Origin of the sequence: Saccharothrix australiensis (assembly GCF_003634935.1) — a bacterium.
Classification (GTDB): Bacteria; Actinomycetota; Actinomycetes; order Mycobacteriales; family Pseudonocardiaceae; genus Actinosynnema; species Actinosynnema australiense.
The window spans coordinates 2612173-2628874 of sequence record NZ_RBXO01000001.1; the positions used below are offsets into that span (position 1 = coordinate 2612173).

The window sequence follows — 16702 nt, forward strand, 5'->3', positions numbered from 1 at the left end:
CTGCGCCTTGCGCAGCTGGGTGGTGACCCGCTTGAGGTAGTCGAGGGTCTTCTGCTGCCTGTCCATCGAACCGGTCTCCCTAGTCGTGGGTCAGTCCGTGCCCTACGCCCGGCGGGGCGCCGGCAGCACCGCGTCGTCCGACGTGGTCCCGCGGCGCTCCGAGAGCAGCACGGGCCCCAACTGGTCGGCCAGGTGCAGCGCGAGGTGCAGCCGCAGCCGGTCTTCCCGCAGCGAGCGGCCGAGCAGCTGTTCGGCCTTCTTCGCCCGGTACACCACGGTGTTCTTGGCGATGTGCATCAGCTCGGCGGTCGCGGCGACGCTGCGCTCGTTGTCCAGCAGGCACCGCACGGTCTCGCGGACGGCCACCATCGACTTGTCGCACGACGCGAGCGGTCCCAGCTCGCGGCGGACGAACTCGGCCGCGCCGGCGACCTCGCCGCCGAGCAGGATCGCGAGTTCCATCTCCCCGTAGTCGTACAGCCGGTCCGGCTTGGGCTCGGCCACCCGGCCCACCCGTTCCGCCGTGATGGCCTGGGCGTGCGAGCGCTGGAACCCGGCGACGCCGTCACCGGGCAGGCCCGACGCGACGTGCACGCCCGCCGGGAACGCGGGCAGGTCGGCGACCTTGCGCAGCGCGACGGGCCGGCTGCTGGCCCGGCCGCCCCACGCCCACAGCCGGCCGGAGCCCGCGGGCAGCAGCAGCGTCGAGGAGCAGCCGAGCCGGTCGAGCACGCGCAGGGCGGTCGCCTCCAGCTCGCGCCCGCCGTCCGGGGTCAGCTCGTCCTGCCACAGCACGAGCGCCACGTGGTGCAGCGTCAGCTCGTACCCGAGGCGGCGCATGGCCTTGGCCGGGTCGACCGGCTCGCCCTTGAGGATGGCGTTGACCAGCGTGGCGCGCTCGCCCGCCGACCCGGCGAACCAGCGGCTGCGCTCGGCGGCGAACGCCTCGGTGACCGTCGCGGCGAGGGTCTCCATCCCCGCGAACAGCTCGGTCGACACCAGCCGCATGGCGGTCGCCTGCCCCGGCGCGGGCAGCATCGTCTCCACGAACCGGAACAGCGCCTGGCTGAAATGCGCGTGCGCCTTCCGCAGGCAGGCCAGCGCCTGATCCACGGAAATATCGTCCGGAATGCGTTCCCGAATCGCCTTGGTCAATTCCGCGGACAACAGGTCGGGGATGGCGCGCACCCCGGTCAGGCGCAGCACCACCCAGAGCGCGACGGCTTCCGTGAAGCCGACTTCGCTCTGCGGCAGGCGTTCCCGGTTGATGAAGGGCTCGTCCGCGAGTTCGGTCAGCAGCAGCTGGCTGTTCTCCACCGCCCAGCCCGCCGCGCCCGCGCCCGCCCTGGCGACGACCTCGTCCACCAGCCGTTCACTGGTCGAGGCCAGCGAGAGAGCGGTGTCGTCGAGCGGGCGCAGGAGCCGCAGGATCTCCCACGTGGGATCGGTGATCCGACCGACTGCTAAGTGTGACAGCTCGCTTGCGGTGAGTGACACTCCGCTTTCCCCCAAGAATTGTGTCGGCAACTTTTCCGGGAACGTACGACATCGCCCCCGAAGCGCCGGTAATCGATCGGTAACCGCGTCGGCGGCTATTGGTTACCGCACGGTGGGCGGAGCACTTCGGAGACGACCGTATTGTTTACCGGTCATCGATCGAATTGCCACCCTGGGAGGCCCTGTGATTCAGCAGACCGCGGAGGTCCGGAACGCGACGACGGTGCCGTGGGTGCTGTCCGGTCGCAGCGAGGCCGGGCTGCGGGCGCAGGCCGCCCGGCTGCTCACCCACGCCGAGGGCGCGACGGCGCCGGACGTCCACGCCGTCGGCCGCTCGCTGGTGCGCACCGGGGTGGCGTTCGAGCACCGCGCCGTCGTCCTCGGCCGCGACGTGGGCGAGCTGGTGGCCGGCGCGCGTGCGGTCGCGGAGGGCTCACCCGCGCCCAACGTCGTCTCGGGCCGGGTCGACGGCACGCGGCCGGGCGTGGTGTTCGTGTTCCCCGGCCAGGGCACGCAGTGGGCGGGGATGGCGGTCGGGCTGCTGGCCGACGCGCCGGTGTTCGCCGCTTCGGTCGACGCGTGCGCGGAAGCCCTCGCGCCGCACCTGGACTGGTCGTTGCACGACGTGCTGCGGGGCGCGCCGGACGCGCCGCCGCTGGACCGGGTGGACGTGGTGCAGCCCGTGCTGTTCACCGTGATGGTGTCGCTGGCCGAGCTGTGGCGGTCCTTCGGCGTCACGCCCGCCGCCGTGGTCGGCCACTCGCAGGGCGAGATCGCCGCCGCGAAGGTCGCGGGCGCGCTGTCCCTGGAGGACGCCGCGCGGCTCGTGGCGCTGCGCAGCCAGGCGCTGACCGCGATCCGCGGGCGGGGCGACATGGTGACCGTGCTCGCGCGCCGGGACCGGGTGCTGGAGCTGCTGGAGCCGTTCGGCGACCGGCTCGCGGTGGCCGCCGTCAACGGGCCCGCGACCGTCACGGTGTCCGGCGACGTCGAGGCCATGTCCGAGTTCAACGCGGTGCTGCGGGCCGGGAAGCTGCTGCGCTGGCGCGTGCCGGGCGTCGACTTCGCCGCCCACTCGCCGCACGTGGCCGACCTGCGCGAGGCGCTGCTCGAACTGGCCGCCGGGATCACGCCGCGGGCGAGCGAGGTGCCGTTCTACTCGACCGTGACCGGCGCGCCGACGCCGACGACCGACCTGGACGCCGGGTACTGGTACCGCAACCTGCGCCAGACCGTCCGCTACGACGAGGCGACCCGCGCGCTGCTCGCCGACGGGCACGCGGTGTTCCTGGAGTGCAGCGCCCAGCCCGTGCTCACGGTCGGGATGCAGGACACCGCCGAGGAGGCCGGCCGGTCCGCGGCCTTCCTGGCGACCCTGCGCAACGGCGACGGCGGGCTCGGCCGGTTCCTGACCGCGGCCGCCGAGGTCCACGTCACCGGCGCGGGCGTGGACTGGTCGGCGGTGTTCCCGACTACTCGCTGAGCCCGAGCTTCCGCAGCTTGGGCACGATCACGACCCGGCAGTAAGGAGTGGCGCGATTGCGGTTGTAGTAGTCCTGGTGTTCCTCTTCGGCCGCGTAGAACACCTCGAAGGGGCGCAGCGAGGTCACCAGTTTCCGGTCCATGCGCGCCTGTAGCTTGTCCATGTACTCGGACATCTGCAAGCGCTGTTCCGCCGACGTGTAGAAGAGCGTGGAATGGTAGAGGTCGCCGATGTTCGCGCCGTCCCGGTTGGGCGTCGTCGGGTCGTGGCTGGCGAAGAACAGCTCCATCATGTCGTCGAACGTGATCTCCGACGGCCGGTAGGTCACCTGCACGGCTTCCACGAAGTTCTGCGGGTTGAGGCCGCGCCGGTAGTCGTCCTCGCTGGGCGCGGGGCCGTGGTCGCCGGCGAACCCGGTCACGCTGGACACGACGCCGGGGGTGCGCCTGGCCGCGGCGTCCAGGCACCAGAAACACCCCGCGCCGAGCGTGAGCGTCTCCAGTTCTCCGGCGGGAGTGGAATTGTTGACTGCTGAGGTGTCGGACACCGCTCTCTCCCCGAAAGTCCATCGGTCGACATGAGCGATTCCCAGCCTAGCACGCATTGTAGGAGGTGGTGATCGGCGCGGAAGGCCCTGACAGGTCATTTCCGAGTCGGCCTGGAATAGCTTGGAAGTGCAAATTGCAGAACACGGGTGGTCGCGGGCCCGCCGGCCGGGACCGCGATCGGGTGCTGCCCGGAAATGGTCGGCGGAATGCATTTCCCGACATCCCGCGGCCGAATCGCCCGGTCCGGCGGCGCGTCGACGGCGGACGGGCGCGGGTGCGCGGGGGCATGGGATCGCCGGATCTTCACGCGATCGGCCCAACGGGTGCGGTGGTTTGGCGCGACCCGCGCCGGGCACCCGTCCGGACGACTCGGAGGGAGGCGGTCCCATGAGTGGTCCGACGGGCGAGGCGCAGGACCCGGAGGAGTTCGCGGAGGACGTGGGTGTTGACCCGACGCCGCAGGAGGTCGACCGGTACCGGGAGCTGGCCGACGAGGTGCCGCCCTGGTCCGGTGCGGAGGACGAGGACGGCACGACCTGACCCCGGCGCGCCGGGCGGCTGGTGCGCGGCGGCGGCCGTTCGGCGTGGTGCGCGGCCGGATCAGCCCGGCTGGTCGCCCCCGTCGAGCCGGCAGGCGGACACGTCGTCGGCGACGACGGGCGGGCGGTCGCCCCACGCCGTGCGCAGCGCCTCGGCGAACGCCTCCACCGACTGGGCGCCGGAGACGCCGTAACGGCCGTCGAGCACGAAGAACGGCACCCCGCTCGCCCCGATCCGGGCGGCCTCGCGCTCGTCGGCCCGCACGGCGTCGAGGTGGGCGTCGGGGTCGTCCAGGACGCGGCGCGTCTCGTCGGGGTCGAACCCCGCCCGGTCGGCGATCCCGGCCAGCGCCTTCGCCGTGAACAGGGACGCGGCCTCGGCGAAGTGCGCGGTGAACAGCGCCGTCAGCAGGCGGTGCCGCGGCTCGCCCGCCTCGGTGGCGTGCAGCAGGCGGTGGGCGTCCAGGGTGCTGCCGACCTCGCGGTCGGTGCGGTAGCCGAGGCCCTCGGCGCGGGCGAGTTCGGCGACCTGGTCGTCCATGCCCGCGCCGCGCGGGCCGAACTTGTCGGTGAGCATCCGCTGCACCGGCTCGGTGCGACCGGGCGCGCGGGAGGGGTCCAGTTCGAACGAGCGGTGGACCACCCGGACGCGGTCGCGGTGCTCGAAGCCCGCCAGCGCCCGGTCGAACCGGGTGGTGCCGATGTAGCACCAGGGGCAGACGAGGTCGCTCCAGATGTCGACGCGCATGGGTGTTCCTCGGGTGCGGGGGACGCGGCGGCCACCACCCTACGTGGCGGCGTGCCCGGTCGCCGTGCCGCGGGTGCGCGCGGCGGTGTGCTCGACTGTGGTGCCGTGCCTGGTCGCCGAACTGCGGGTGCGCTCGGCGGCGTGCCCGCCCCGACCGTGGTCGCCCCCGCCGCTCCGGGCCGGAACCGGTCACCGCGCTACGCCGTCCGGGCGACCCTGGTGTGGGTGGCGCCCCATTCGGGAACCGTGTCCGTGATGCTCGTGGGGGGAGGCGGTCGTGCGCAGGTTCCTGGTCACCGCGGTGCTGCCCCTGGCGCTCGTCGCCGGTGGCTGCGGCGGCGTGGGCGCGAGCGGGGCGGACGCGCCGAACACGCTGGTCACGATGGGGTTCGGGCTGCCGGACGAGCACGCCACGGCCCGCCTCGCGGTGTTCCGGGCCGCCGAGCCCGGCGTCGACCTGCGGATCAACGAGGGCGCGTTCGACGAGCAGCAGTTCCTGTCGTCCGTCGCGGCGGGCGACCCGCCCGACCTGGTCTACGCCGAGCGGCGCAAGCTCGGCAGCTACGCGGCCAGGGGAGCGGTGCTGGGCCTGGCCGACTGCGTCCGGCGGCACGGCGTCGACCTCGGGCAGTTCCGGGACGCCGCGCTGCGCCAGGTGACCCACCGGGGCGAGGTGCACGGGCTGCCGGACTTCGCCAACGTCCGCCTGCTGATCGTCAACAACCCGGTCGTGCGCGCCGCCGGCCTCGACCCCGCGCGGCTGTCCACGGCGGACTGGCCGGGCCTGGCCGAGTTGACCGACCGGTTGGCGCGCCTGGACGGCGACCGGCCAACGCGCCTCGGCTTCGACCCCAAGGTGCCCGAGTTCCTGCCGATGTGGGCGAAGGCGAACGGCGCGGACCTCGTGTCGGACGACGGGCTCGCCGCCCGGCTGGACGACCCCCGGGTGGTCGAGGCCGTCCGCGTCACCGCCGACCTCGTGCGCCGCCAGGGTGGCTGGGCGTCGTTCAAGGCGTTCCGGGACACCTTCGACCAGTTCGGCGCGGGCAACGCCTACGCGACCGGGCAGCTCGCCGTGATGCCGATGGAGTCCTGGTACCTCAACACCCTCGCGGCCAACTCGCCCGACGTGGACGTGACCGTCGCGCCGTTCACCGACCGCGCCGGCGTGCCGCTGACCGAGTCCGGCGGGCAGGCGTGGGCGATACCCAAGGGCGCGCGGCACCCGGACCTCGCGTGCCGCTTCCTGGTGACGATGACGGCCGCGGACACGTGGGTCGCCGCGGCGACCGCGCGCCGCGACGCGCTCGCGCGGGCCGGGAAGCCCTACGGCGGCACGTTCACCGCCAACCGGGTCGCCGACGAGCGGATCTTCCGCGAGGTGTTCGACCCGCGGGGCAACCGCGTCCTCGAACGGGCCGTGCCACAGGTGCTCGCCCTGCAGGACAAGGCGTTCGCGGTCGCGCCGAGCCCGGCGGCGAGCGAGCTGGTGCGCGCCTGGGAGGGCGGCGTCAACCGCGTGCTCACCGGTCGGCAGCAGCCCGAGGAGGCGATGGCCCAGGCCCAGCGGGAAGCCGAGCGGGCGCTCAAGCGGGTCGGGGGGAGGTAGCGGCGTGACGACGGTGAGCCGACGCGAGTCGCGGGCCGGGTGGCTGTTCCTGCTGCCGTGGGTGGTGGGTTTCCTGGCGTTCACGGCCGGACCGATGCTGTTCAGCGCCTGGCTGTCGCTGACCCGCTACGACATGCTCAAGCCGCCCGCCTTCGTCGGGCTGGAGAACTACCGCGAGGCGCTGGTCGACGAGCAGGTCCGGACGGCGCTGTGGAACACGCTGGTCTTCACCGCGCTGCACGTGCCCGCGCAGATCGGGCCGGCGCTGGCGCTGGCGGGCCTGCTGCGCCGGGCGGGGCGGACGGCCGGCTTCTTCCGCACCGTGCTGTACCTGCCGGTGATGACACCGCCCGTGGCGCTCGCCGCGATGTTCCTGTTGCTGCTCAACGGTCAGCACGGCGCGATCAACGAGCTGCTCGGCTGGTTCGGCTTCACGGGTCCGAACTGGACGACCGACCCGGCGTGGATCAAACCCGGCCTGGTGCTGATGAGCCTGTGGACTGTCGGCAGCACGGCCGTCCTGTACCTGGCGGCGCTGACCCGCGTGCCCGTCGAGCAGTACGAGGCGGCGCGGTTGGACGGCGCGAGCCCGTGGCGGCAGTTCTGGCACGTGACGCTGCCCGGCATCAGCGGCACGGTGTACTTCACGGTCGTGGTGAACACGATCGCGTCGCTCCAGGTGTTCACGGAGGCGTACACGATCTTCTACGGCGCCCGCGCCAAGCAGTCCAGCGACGGTGACGCGGCGCTGTTCTACGTGATCCACCTGTTCCGGGAGGCGTTCGAGTCGCTGCGGATGGGGTACGCGTCGGCGTTGGCGTGGGGCCTGTTCGTGGTGATCGCGATCATCACGGCGGTGCAGGTGCGGCTGTCCCGCCGGTACGTGCACTACGAGGGCGAGCGGTCGTGAAGCGCGTCGCGATGTGGCTCGGCCTGCTCGTGGTGACGGTGGCGTTCGTCTACCCGTTCTGGTGGCTCGTCAGCGCTTCCCTGAAGGACCGGGCGCACGTGTTCGACAACGCGTTGCTGCCCCGGCCGTTCACGCCGGGCAACTACGTCGAGGTGTGGCAGGCGGCGCCGCTGCTGACGTGGATCGGGAACAGCGTCGCGGTCGGGGTGGCCGCCGCGGCGGCGGCGACGCTCGCGAGCGCGCTGGTGGCGTTCGGCTTCGCGATGTTCCGCTTCCCCGGCCGGAACCCGCTGTTCGGCCTGGTGCTCGCGACGATGATGCTGCCGGGCGCGGTGACGATGGTGCCGGTCTACCTGGAGTGGCACGCGCTCGGGCTGGCCACCACGCAGGTGCCGCTGTGGGCGCAGAACCTGTTCGGGTCGGCGTTCTACGTCTTCCTGCTGCGCCAGTTCTTCCTGGGCCTGCCGCGCGAGGTGTTCGACGCGGCCAAGGTGGACGGCGCGAGCGCGTGGCGGCTGTTCACGGGGATGGCGCTGCCGCTGGCGCGGCCCGGCCTGATCGTGGTGTTCGTGTTCGAGCTGAAGGCGGCGTGGACGGACCTGGTCAAGCCGCTGATCTACCTGCGGGAGCCGCAGCTCTACACGGTGCCCCGGGGCTTGAAAGCGGTGCTCGACCGGTTCGGCGAGGGCGGCGAGGCGCAGTGGGAGCTGGTGCTCGCGGCGAGCACCATCGCGACCGCGCCGATGATCCTGCTGTTCCTGGTGGCGCAGCGGTACTTCGTGCGCGGCACCGTGACCCAGCACGTGGAGCAGTGACGCGGGACGGGGTCAGCCGGCTCCGGCGGGCGGGCGGGGTTCGACCAGCGGGGCCAGCACGAGGCCCAGCAGGTTCGCGGCGGTGGCGGCGGCCAGCGCGATGCCCCAGCCCACCGGTCCCAGCGGCGTGCAGCCGAAGAACCGGCTGATGCCGGGCGTCTGGATCACGACGCCCAGCGCGGCGGCCGAGCCGAGGCCCGCCGCCAGCACCGACCGGTCGAGCCCGCCCGTGATCAGGGTCTGCCCGAGCTGCGTGCCGACCAGCGCCGCCAGCGCCACCGTGCTCGCGCGCCGGGACCGGCCGGTGAGCCGGGCGGCGGCCCACGCGGTGGTCGCACCGAGCGCCGTGGTGACCGCGCGGACGGTGATGTCCCTGGTCAACGCCGTGCCGAGGGACGAGCTGGGCCCCTCCCGCAGCAGGTCGCCGACCGACTCGCGGTTCGGCCTGCTCAGCGCGATGGCCATCGCGGGCGCGAGGTCGGTGAGCAGGTTGACCAGCAGCAGCTGCCGCGCGGTCAGCGGCGAGCGGCCGGTGATCGCCGCGCCGAGCACGCTGAACGCGATCTCGCCGAAGTTGCCGCCGAGCAGGATCGACAGCGCCGCGCGCACCGACGCCCACATCGCCCGGCCCTCGACCAGCGCCGAGACGATCGTCTCCAGCCGGTCGTCGGTGACGACCAGGTCGGCGGCGGCGCGGGCCGCCGGGGTGCCGCGGCCGCCGAGCGCGATGCCGACGTCGGCCAGCCGGATGGCGGGCGCGTCGTTCGCGCCGTCGCCGGTCATCGCCACCACCCGGCCCAGGCGCCGGTAGCCCTCGATGATCCGCACCTTCTGCGCCGGGGTGCAGCGGGCGATCACGTCGACGGTCGGCAGCAGCGCGTCCAGGCCGTCGTCGTCCAGCTCCTCGACCTGCGCGCCGCTCACCACCGTGACGTCGCCGGACCCGGAGCCGTTGACCTCGGCGGCGATCGCCTCGCCGGTGGCGGGGTGGTCGCCGGTGATCATCACGATCCGCACGCCCGCGGCGCGCAGCGCGGCCGCGGCCGGCGGCGCGCCGTCCCGGACCGGGTCCGACAGGGCGACGAAGCCGAGCAGCGCCAGTCCCCGCACGTCGTCGTCCGCCACCTCGCCACCCGCGAACCCACCGCCCTCGGCCCCGCCCGCGCCGCCGCCGCTCCCGTTCCCGCCGCCGCCGACCTCGCCGCCCCCGGTTCCCCGGCGTCCGTTCCCGCCGCTGCCGTTCCCGCCGCTGTCGGCCCCGCCGCCGCCCCACCCGACCGCGCCCGACCCGCCGTCACCCGACCCGACGGCGCGCTCGGCCACCGCCAGCACCCGGTGCCCCTGAGCGGCCAGTCGGCGCACCCGCTCCGCCAACCGCTTCCGCCCGCGCGCGTCGAGGTCGCAGCGGGGCAGGACCACCTCCGGCGCGCCCTTCACGCTCAGCAGCAGGTCGCCGCCCAGCGCGCCGAGCACGGCGTGGTACCCCCTGGACGGCTCGAACGGCAGCGCCTCGACCGGTGACCAGCCCGGCGCGCCGGTGGTCGCGCGGACCCGCGCCCGGCGCGCGCCCTCCAGCACCGCCCGGTCCGTCTGGTGGACGAGGTCGCTCGGCTCGTCGACCGCGGGCGTCGCCCGCACGGCGGCGGCCAGCACCCGGCGCAGCGCCTCGTCCAGCGCGCCCGGCCCGGCGCCCCGCCGCCCGTCGTCCACCCGGCTGACCGCCAGGCTGCCCTCCGTCAACGTGCCGGTCTTGTCGAAGCAGAGCACGTCCACCCGGCCCAGCGCCTCGATGGTGCGCGGGTTGCGCACCAGCGCGCCGTGCTCGGCCAGCCGCCGGGCCGCCGCGAGCTGGGCCGCGTTGACCAGGAACGGCAGGCCCTCCGGCACGGACGCCACGGCGAGGTTGACGGCCGCGCCCATGCTCCGCCGCAACGGCACCCCGCGCAGCAGCCCCGCGCCGGTGACGGCGACCGCCGAGCCGAGCGCGACCGGCAGCGCCCGGCGGGTCAGCTCGGCCAGCCGGTTCTCCACCCCCGTGGTCGGCGTGTTGCGCCGCGCCGCCGCGAGCGCCCGGCCGACCTCGGTGTCGTCCCCGGTGGCGACCACCACGGCCAGCGCCTCCCCGACGGCGACGGTGGTGCCCTCGTAGAGCATGGACGTCCGGTCGGCCGCCTCCGCCGCCACCACGGGCGCGGGGTCCTTGGCCACCGGCAGCGACTCGCCGGTGACCGACGACTCGTCCACCTCCAGCCCGTCGCCGACGAGCAGGCGGCAGTCGGCGGGCACCACGTCGCCCGCGCCCAGCCGCACGACGTCACCCGGCACGAGGTCGTCGCCGTCCACGTCCCGGTCGACCCCGCCGCGCACCGCCGTCGCGCGGACGGCGGACCGCGCGAGCAGGCCGGCCAGCGCGCGGTCGGTGTACACCTGCTGGGCGCTGCCGATCAGCGCGGACACCCCGACGATGCCCGCGACCAGCGCGGCGTCGACCGGGGAGCCCACCGCCGCCGACACCGCCGCGCCGCCGACCAGCACGGGGGTCAGCGGGTTCGCCAGTTCCGCCAGGAACGCGCTGCCGAGGCTCGCGCCGACCGCCCGCCGGCGCGGGTCGCGCCGCCGACGCCGCGCCTCGTCCTCGTCCAGGCCGTCCCGGCTCGTGCCCAGCCGGTCGAGCACGGTGGCCTCGGGCATCAGGTGCCAGGGCTGCGCGGCCCGCGTCGCGACCGGCTCGTCCCCGCCGCGCCCCAGGCGGACCGCCCGCCAGGAGCCGCACGCGAACCCGATGGCCGCCGCGCCGTTGACGGCCCGCGACGCGCCTTCGGCCGGCCGGCCGCCCCGGGTGCCCAGCGTGCCCACCGCGCCGATGCCGCTCGCGGTCCGCGCGAGCACGATCCCGTCCCGGTTCGCGCGGCGGGCCGCCGACACGGCGGCCAGCAGCAGCGCGACCACCGCCAGGTCCTCACCGACGATCACGTGCGCGCCCCACGGCGGCGGGCCGCCCGCGCGGTGCACGCCGACGCCGCAGTCGGCCGCGCCCAGCGCGGGGCGGTCGTCCGACACGACCATCACCACGTGCCCGTCGGCCTGCGCCGCGCGCACCGCGCCGACCAGGGGCTGCCCGCTCGGCACCACGTCGTCGGCGAACCGGGCCCGCTCGCCGCCGGCCACCACCACCCGGACGCCCGCGTCGCGGGCGGCGACCACGATCGCGTCCACGGCGGGCGGCAGCTCGGCGTCGACCGCCAGCACGGCCTGCAGCCGACGGCCCTCGGCGAGCCCGAGCACGGCGGACGCGCCGCGCCCGGCCAGCCGCCGCCGCTCCCGCGCGCCGGTCCGGCCGCGCACGCCGAGCCGGTCGACGGGCCCGATCGCCCAGCCGCCGTCCCGCCGCACGTCCTCCGGGGCACGCGGGTCGAACAGGGCGAAGGCGCGCTCGGCCAGTTCGGCGGTGTCCGAGCCCGGCAGCGGCGCCAGGTCGGCGAGCACCGACCGGCCGGAACCGAGCGCGGCCTCGTCCAGCACCAGCACGTCCACCGCGTCCAGGCGGCGCAGCACGGTCCGCTCCATCACCAGCGCGCCCCGCCGGGCCAGCACCCGTCCCAGCCGCGCCGCGAACGCCGCCCGCGCCACCGCCGGCGCCTTGGGCAGGCTCGCGACACCCAGCGCGGCGGCGCGGCGCGGACCGGTGAACGGCAGCGCGGCGAGCCCGGCCACCGCGCCGGCGGCAAGCGAGCGCCGGGCGTGGCGCTCCACCGGGCCCTCGGGGAGCGGCACCGGGCGCTCGACCGCGATCGGGTCGGCCTCGGCGTCGCGGGGCGCGCGGATCAGGTCGGCCTCCGCCGCGCACCAGGCCCGCTCGTGCGCCTTGACCTCGCGCCACTGCTGCACGCGCTGGGCGATGTCCAGCAGCGTGCCGTCGCTGTGCGAGGCGAGCCCGTGCACCACCGCGGCCAGCACGGACGTGGCGGAGTCTGCCCGCTCGCGGCCCTGGAACCGGCCGGCGGCCAGCTCCCGCAGCCGGGGGTGCAGGTCGACGGCGGCGACGAGCGCGGCCACCTCGGTGGGCAGCGGCGCCCACGGTGCGATCTTCGTGAGCGCGGCCAGCGCGAGGCCGAGGGCGTCGGCGGCGAGCGTCGACACCAGGCGCGTGCCCCGGAGCCCGTCGGCGGGGTGGTGCAGCTCATCCTCGACCAGGCGTTCGTCCTCGGTGGCCGGCTCGGCCTCGGCCCGCCGCACCAGCGCGACGAGGGCGGCGGTGTCCGGCGGCGGGTCGGCCACCTCGATGATCACTCGGGACGAGGGCGCGTTCACCCGCGCCCAGCGGACACCGGGGTGCTCTTGGAGCAGGTGCTCGATCCGGTCGGCCACGCGCCTGCCACGCGGCCCGTGCACACCGTGCGCCTCGATGTGCAGGCGTCCAGGACACGACCAGACGTTGCGGCGATCGCGACGCAACAACACGTCGACGAGCCCCGTGCGCTCGAACGGGACCAGGGCAAGCCCCACCAGCCCCTTGGCCACACCGTCCGCCACACGCACGGGATCAACACCAAGCAACTCCACCGTGCGTGAGTTCCCGACGGACCACACCCCGAAGCCCCCCGATGGTGTAACACCCGCGTCCCGCTCCCACGCCCACAAGACCAAGTCGCCGCCCTCACACAGTCACTCGCTCCCGCGCCCGCGCGTGGTGATCGCTCGGCGTTCCACGAGTTCCACCGCCGCACCGCGCCGTGGCCGGCGGCGCGGTTGCGCCGGCGCGTCGGTGCGGCTCATCGCGGCGTACGTCGCGGGGCGCGCCGGCCCTCGCGCCGGACCGCGAGTGGGTGCTGGAGGCGCGCCTGGAGACCTGGGTGGCGTGCCGCGCCCGGCTCGCGGAGGCGTTCGCGGCGGGATAGCCCCGGCAGGCCGCGGCGCTCGGCGGGGTGTGGGAGGCGGTGGCCGGCGGGCTCACGGGACCGCACGCGCCGGTCCGGTCGCGGGTGGCGCGGTGGGCGGCCACGTGGGCGTCGCCGCTGCCGTGGCCGGCCATGACGGTGCTCGTTGGTGCTCGCCGTGCTGGGCTGCCGCGAGCAGCGGAACGCGGCGCGACCGCAGCCCTGAGAAGACTGCCGCACGACCGCAGTCCTGAAGTGAAGGCGCGGCAGGCGGCACACCGACCGCCTGCCGCGCCCCCGTCACCTCACTCCTCGAAGGCCATGTCCCCGCCGTCGTCGCCCCCGAACGCGTCGTCCAGCACCTCGCCGAGGATCATGCCGCCCACGACGCCGGCCGCCGCGCCCGCGACCACGCCGCCCACGCCCGGACCCCGGTGGTGCCCGTGGTCGCCGTACCCGTGCTGCGGGTGCCCGTACCCGTGCTGCGGGTGCCCGAACGCCGAGTGCCCGCCGCGCTCGGCGACCTGCACCAGCCACTGCTCGATGGCCGCCGCCCAATCGGTGCGCTCGGCGTCCTGGTGCGACACGTGGAACCGGCCGAACGCGTCGCCGCCGGAGGAGAACAGGCCGCCGCGCTTGTCCGCCTCCAGCACCACGACCAGCTCGTGCGGGTTGGTGACGAAGGTCAGCTCGACCTGGTTGACGCGACCGGCGAACCGGGCCGGCGGGAAGAACTCGATCTCCTGGTAGAAGCCGAGCTCCTGCGCCACGCCGTGGATGCGGCCCGCCTCCACGTCCGCGCTGCGGAACTGGAAGCCGAGCTGCCCGAACGCGTCGAGCACGCGGTCCTGCGACGGCAGCGGCCCGACCAGCACCGGGTCCAGGTCGCCCTTGTCCGGCGCGCCGGAGATGACCAGCTCGGTGCGCACCCCGACGGTCATGCCGGGCAGCGGCTGCCCGCCGACGGCGGTGATCGGCGTCTCCCACGGCAGCGGGAGCTGGAACGGGACGGCCAGCGGCTGACCCGCGACCACCCGCACGCCCTGCGCCACCACGACGCGCAGGAACTCCGAGACGCCGCGGAACTCGTGGTCACCGCGCTCGACCTCGACGCGGGTCACCAGGGACAGCACGATCTGGTCGATGTTCGCGTCGGCGCTGCCGCCCTGGATGCGCACCTGCCCGGTGATCACCTGACCGGGCGTGGCGTGCGGGGAGTCCAGGACGGTGTCGACGGACGGTCCGCCGACGCCGAAGGCGCTGAGCATCCGTTTGAACATCGGTGTTCCTCCAAAATGTGGTTCAGCCGGTGCGGTGCGGTGTGTCGGTCTCGTCCTCGAAGTCGCCGATCAGCTCTTCGAGGAGGTCTTCGAGCGCGGCGATGCCCACCACGCGGTCGTCGTCGGCCACGAGCGCGAGCTGCGCGCGGTCGGCGCGCATCGCGGTGACCGCCTGGGCGACCGGCATGGTGGCGGGCAGCGTCAGCGTGGCGCCCATCAGGTCGCGGGCGGTGGGCTCGCCGCCGGTCGCGGTGGCGCGGACGGCCTCCCGGACGTGCACGAGGCCGACGAACCGGCCGTGCGCGTCGGTCACCGGGAACCGGGACCGCCCCGACTCCCGGCTGCGGCGCTCCACCTCGCGGGCCCCGGTGCCCTCCGCGACGGTCAGCGCGTGCTCGACCGGCACCATCACCTGCGACACGGTGGTGTTCTGGAGTTGCAGCATCCGGGTGAGCAGCCGCTGCTGGCCCTCGGGGATCAGGCCGTGCTCGGCGGACTGCCGCACGAGCATCCGCAGGTCGTCCGGCCGGTGCGCCTGCGCCAGCTCGTCCTGCGGCTCGACCTTCACCAGCCGCAGCAGGGCGTTCGTCACCGCGTTGAGCCCGCCGAGGAGCCGGCGGACGGAGCGCGCGAACCCGCGGAACGGCAGCGCGAGCAGCCGGGCCGAGCGCTCGGGGTTCGAGATCGCCCAGGACTTCGGCGCCATCTCGCCGAGCACCATGTGCAGGAACACCACCAGCACCAGGCTGATCGTGAACGCGACCGCGTACGCCGCGCCCGCCGGCAGCCCGGTCGCGAGCAGCAGCGGGTCGAGCAGGTCGGCGACGGCCGGCTTGGCCAGCGCGCCCAGGCCCAGCGTGCACAGGGTGATGCCGAGCTGCGCGCCCGCGAGCATCAGCGACAGCTCGCGCACGCCCGCCACGGCGGCGCGGGCGGCCCGGCTGGTGCCGGCGTCCTGCTCCAGGCGGTGCCGCTTGGCGGCGATGAGCGCGAACTCGGCGGCGACGAAGAAGGCGTTGGCCACCAGCAGGCCCAGGGACAGCAGCAACGACCAGGCGACGCTCATCGCGCGTCCTCCAGCCGGGCTGCCGCGGGCGGTGCGGTGGCGAGCACGACGCCGGCGGGCACGTTGCGCGCCACGGCCGTGACGCGCACGGACACGCCGTCGACGGTGATCTCGTCGCCGGTGCGGGCGGTGCGGCCCAGTCGGTGCAGCACCAGCCCCGACACCGTGTCGTAGCTGTCGTGCGCGGGCAGCGCGACACCGGTGGCGGCGGCGATCTCGTCCACCCGCATCCGGCCGGGCACCAGCCACGCGCCGTCGCCGAGCGGCTCGATCCCGTCCTCCTCCAGGTCGTCCTCGTCGCGGATCTCGCCGACCAGCTCCTCGGCCAGGTCCTCCAGCGACACGACGCCGGCGAACCCGCCGAACTCGTCCACCACGCAGGCCAGCTGGCGGCGCTCGGCGCGCAGCCGCTCCAGCACGGCGGGCAGCGGCAGGGTGGCGGGCACCACCAGGGCGGGCGCGGCGATGTCCCCGACCGGGGTGTCGACCCGCCGCTCGGGCGGCACGGTCAGCACCTCGGCCAGGCCGACGACGCCGCGCAGGTCGTCGAGGTCGTCCCCGAACACGGGGAAGCGCGAGTGCCCGGTGTCGAGCAGGTCGACCACGCGGGCGGCGGGCTCGTCGGCGCGCACGGCGTGCACGCCCACGCGCGGCGTCATCGCCTGCTCGGCGGCCAGTTCGCGGAAGCCGAGCCCGCGGGCCAGCAGGTGCGACAGCTCGGGGTCCAGGTCGCCCCGGCTGCTCGCGTCGCCGATGATCCGCCGCAGGTCCTCCGGGGTGGCGCCCTGCGGCAGCTCCTCCACCGGCTCGATGCCCACCGCGCGCAGCAGCCGGTTGGCCGCCGCGTCGAACAGGCGGATCACGGGGCCCGCGACCGCGAGGTAGGCGAGGGTGGACGCGCTCAGCGCCTTGGCCAGCGCCTCGGGGCGCGCGATGGCGAAGTTCTTCGGCAGCAGCTCGCCGAGCACCATCTGCACGGCGGTCGCGAACACCAGCGCCACCGCCATCGACAGCGGCACGGCGACCGCCTGCGGGAGCCCGGTGAGGCCGAGCAGGCCGGCGAGGCCCGTGCCCAGCAGCGGTTCGGCCACGTACCCCGCGAGCAGCGCGGTCACCGTGATCCCGAACTGGGCGCCGGAGAGCATGAACGACAACCGCCGCGTCACGCGCAGCGCGCGGCCGGCGGCCTGGTCGCCGTCCTCGGCCAGTCGGCGCAGCCGCCCCCGGTCGACCGCCATGTAGGCGAACTCCTGGGCGACGAAGTACCCCGTGGCCGCGGTGAGGGCCACGATCGCGAGCAGGCCGGTGAGGATCAGCACGGCGCGCTCGC

At 75.1% G+C, this 16702-nt stretch carries 12 protein-coding genes; 5 read left to right on the forward strand and 7 right to left on the reverse strand.

The genetic code is table 11. The features are described from left to right. Window positions 1-102 precede the first annotated feature (102 nt). Window positions 103-1497, reverse strand: coding sequence for a PucR family transcriptional regulator (locus tag C8E97_RS12155; RefSeq protein WP_211346983.1), 1395 nt, complete (start codon window positions 1495-1497; stop codon window positions 103-105). Between the two features lie 184 nt (window positions 1498-1681). Here C8E97_RS12155 and C8E97_RS12160 point away from each other — a divergent pair, with 184 nt between their 5' ends. Then, the gene (locus C8E97_RS12160) at window positions 1682-2980 is read left to right on the forward strand and encodes an acyltransferase domain-containing protein (RefSeq protein ID WP_211346984.1); all 1299 of its coding nucleotides are present in this window, start codon (window positions 1682-1684) and stop codon (window positions 2978-2980) included. Here the strand turns inward: C8E97_RS12160 and msrA are convergent. After that, window positions 2970-3527: a peptide-methionine (S)-S-oxide reductase MsrA gene (msrA, locus tag C8E97_RS34455; protein WP_170211780.1), complete on the reverse strand. Its 558-nt coding sequence runs from the start codon at window positions 3525-3527 to the stop codon at window positions 2970-2972. The genes C8E97_RS12160 and msrA overlap by 11 nt on opposite strands. Window positions 3528-3915: 388 nt before the next feature. Between msrA and C8E97_RS34460 the strand changes: the two genes are divergently transcribed. Then, complete coding sequence (locus C8E97_RS34460; RefSeq protein WP_170211782.1) at window positions 3916-4068, forward strand: hypothetical protein; 153 nt, start codon at window positions 3916-3918, stop codon at window positions 4066-4068. A 60-nt stretch (window positions 4069-4128) separates the two neighbouring features. Here the strand turns inward: C8E97_RS34460 and C8E97_RS12170 are convergent, their stop codons facing one another. Beyond that, window positions 4129-4815 carry a DsbA family oxidoreductase gene (locus C8E97_RS12170; RefSeq protein WP_121004719.1) on the reverse strand — a complete coding sequence of 229 codons (687 nt, stop codon included), beginning with the start codon at window positions 4813-4815 and terminating at the stop codon, window positions 4129-4131. A gap of 277 nt (window positions 4816-5092) precedes the next feature. Between C8E97_RS12170 and C8E97_RS12175 the strand changes: the two genes are divergently transcribed. The 3 genes from C8E97_RS12175 to C8E97_RS12185 are packed head-to-tail and all read left to right on the forward strand — an operon-like array spanning window position 5093 to window position 8149. Continuing rightward, window positions 5093-6424: an ABC transporter substrate-binding protein gene (locus C8E97_RS12175; RefSeq protein WP_246018826.1), complete on the forward strand. Its 1332-nt coding sequence runs from the start codon at window positions 5093-5095 to the stop codon at window positions 6422-6424. A 4-nt stretch (window positions 6425-6428) separates the two neighbouring features. After that, window positions 6429-7334, forward strand: coding sequence for a carbohydrate ABC transporter permease (locus C8E97_RS12180; RefSeq protein WP_121004723.1), 906 nt, complete (start codon window positions 6429-6431; stop codon window positions 7332-7334). Further along, window positions 7331-8149 carry a carbohydrate ABC transporter permease gene (locus tag C8E97_RS12185; RefSeq protein WP_246018827.1) on the forward strand — a complete coding sequence of 273 codons (819 nt, stop codon included), beginning with the start codon at window positions 7331-7333 and terminating at the stop codon, window positions 8147-8149. Before C8E97_RS12180 ends, C8E97_RS12185 begins: the two co-directional genes overlap by 4 nt. 12 nt (window positions 8150-8161) lie before the next feature. Here the strand turns inward: C8E97_RS12185 and C8E97_RS12190 are convergent, their stop codons facing one another. The 4 genes from C8E97_RS12190 to C8E97_RS12215 all read right to left on the reverse strand — a co-directional run bounded on the left by C8E97_RS12190 (window position 8162) and on the right by C8E97_RS12215 (window position 16691). Continuing rightward, a complete protein-coding gene (locus tag C8E97_RS12190; RefSeq protein WP_147455084.1) occupies window positions 8162-12688 on the reverse strand; it encodes a cation-translocating P-type ATPase in 4527 nt (1508 codons plus the stop codon). A gap of 643 nt (window positions 12689-13331) precedes the next feature. Further along, window positions 13332-14306 (reverse strand): sporulation protein, encoded by a 975-nt coding sequence (locus C8E97_RS12205; protein WP_121004733.1) that lies wholly within the window; start codon window positions 14304-14306, stop codon window positions 13332-13334. A gap of 22 nt (window positions 14307-14328) precedes the next feature. Next, window positions 14329-15372, reverse strand: a complete 1044-nt coding sequence (locus tag C8E97_RS12210; RefSeq protein ID WP_121004736.1) for a hemolysin family protein — start codon at window positions 15370-15372, stop codon at window positions 14329-14331. Further along, a complete protein-coding gene (locus C8E97_RS12215) occupies window positions 15369-16691 on the reverse strand; it encodes a hemolysin family protein (protein WP_121004741.1) in 1323 nt (440 codons plus the stop codon). The genes C8E97_RS12210 and C8E97_RS12215 overlap by 4 nt, the downstream gene beginning before the upstream one ends. Window positions 16692-16702: the final 11 nt, after the last annotated feature.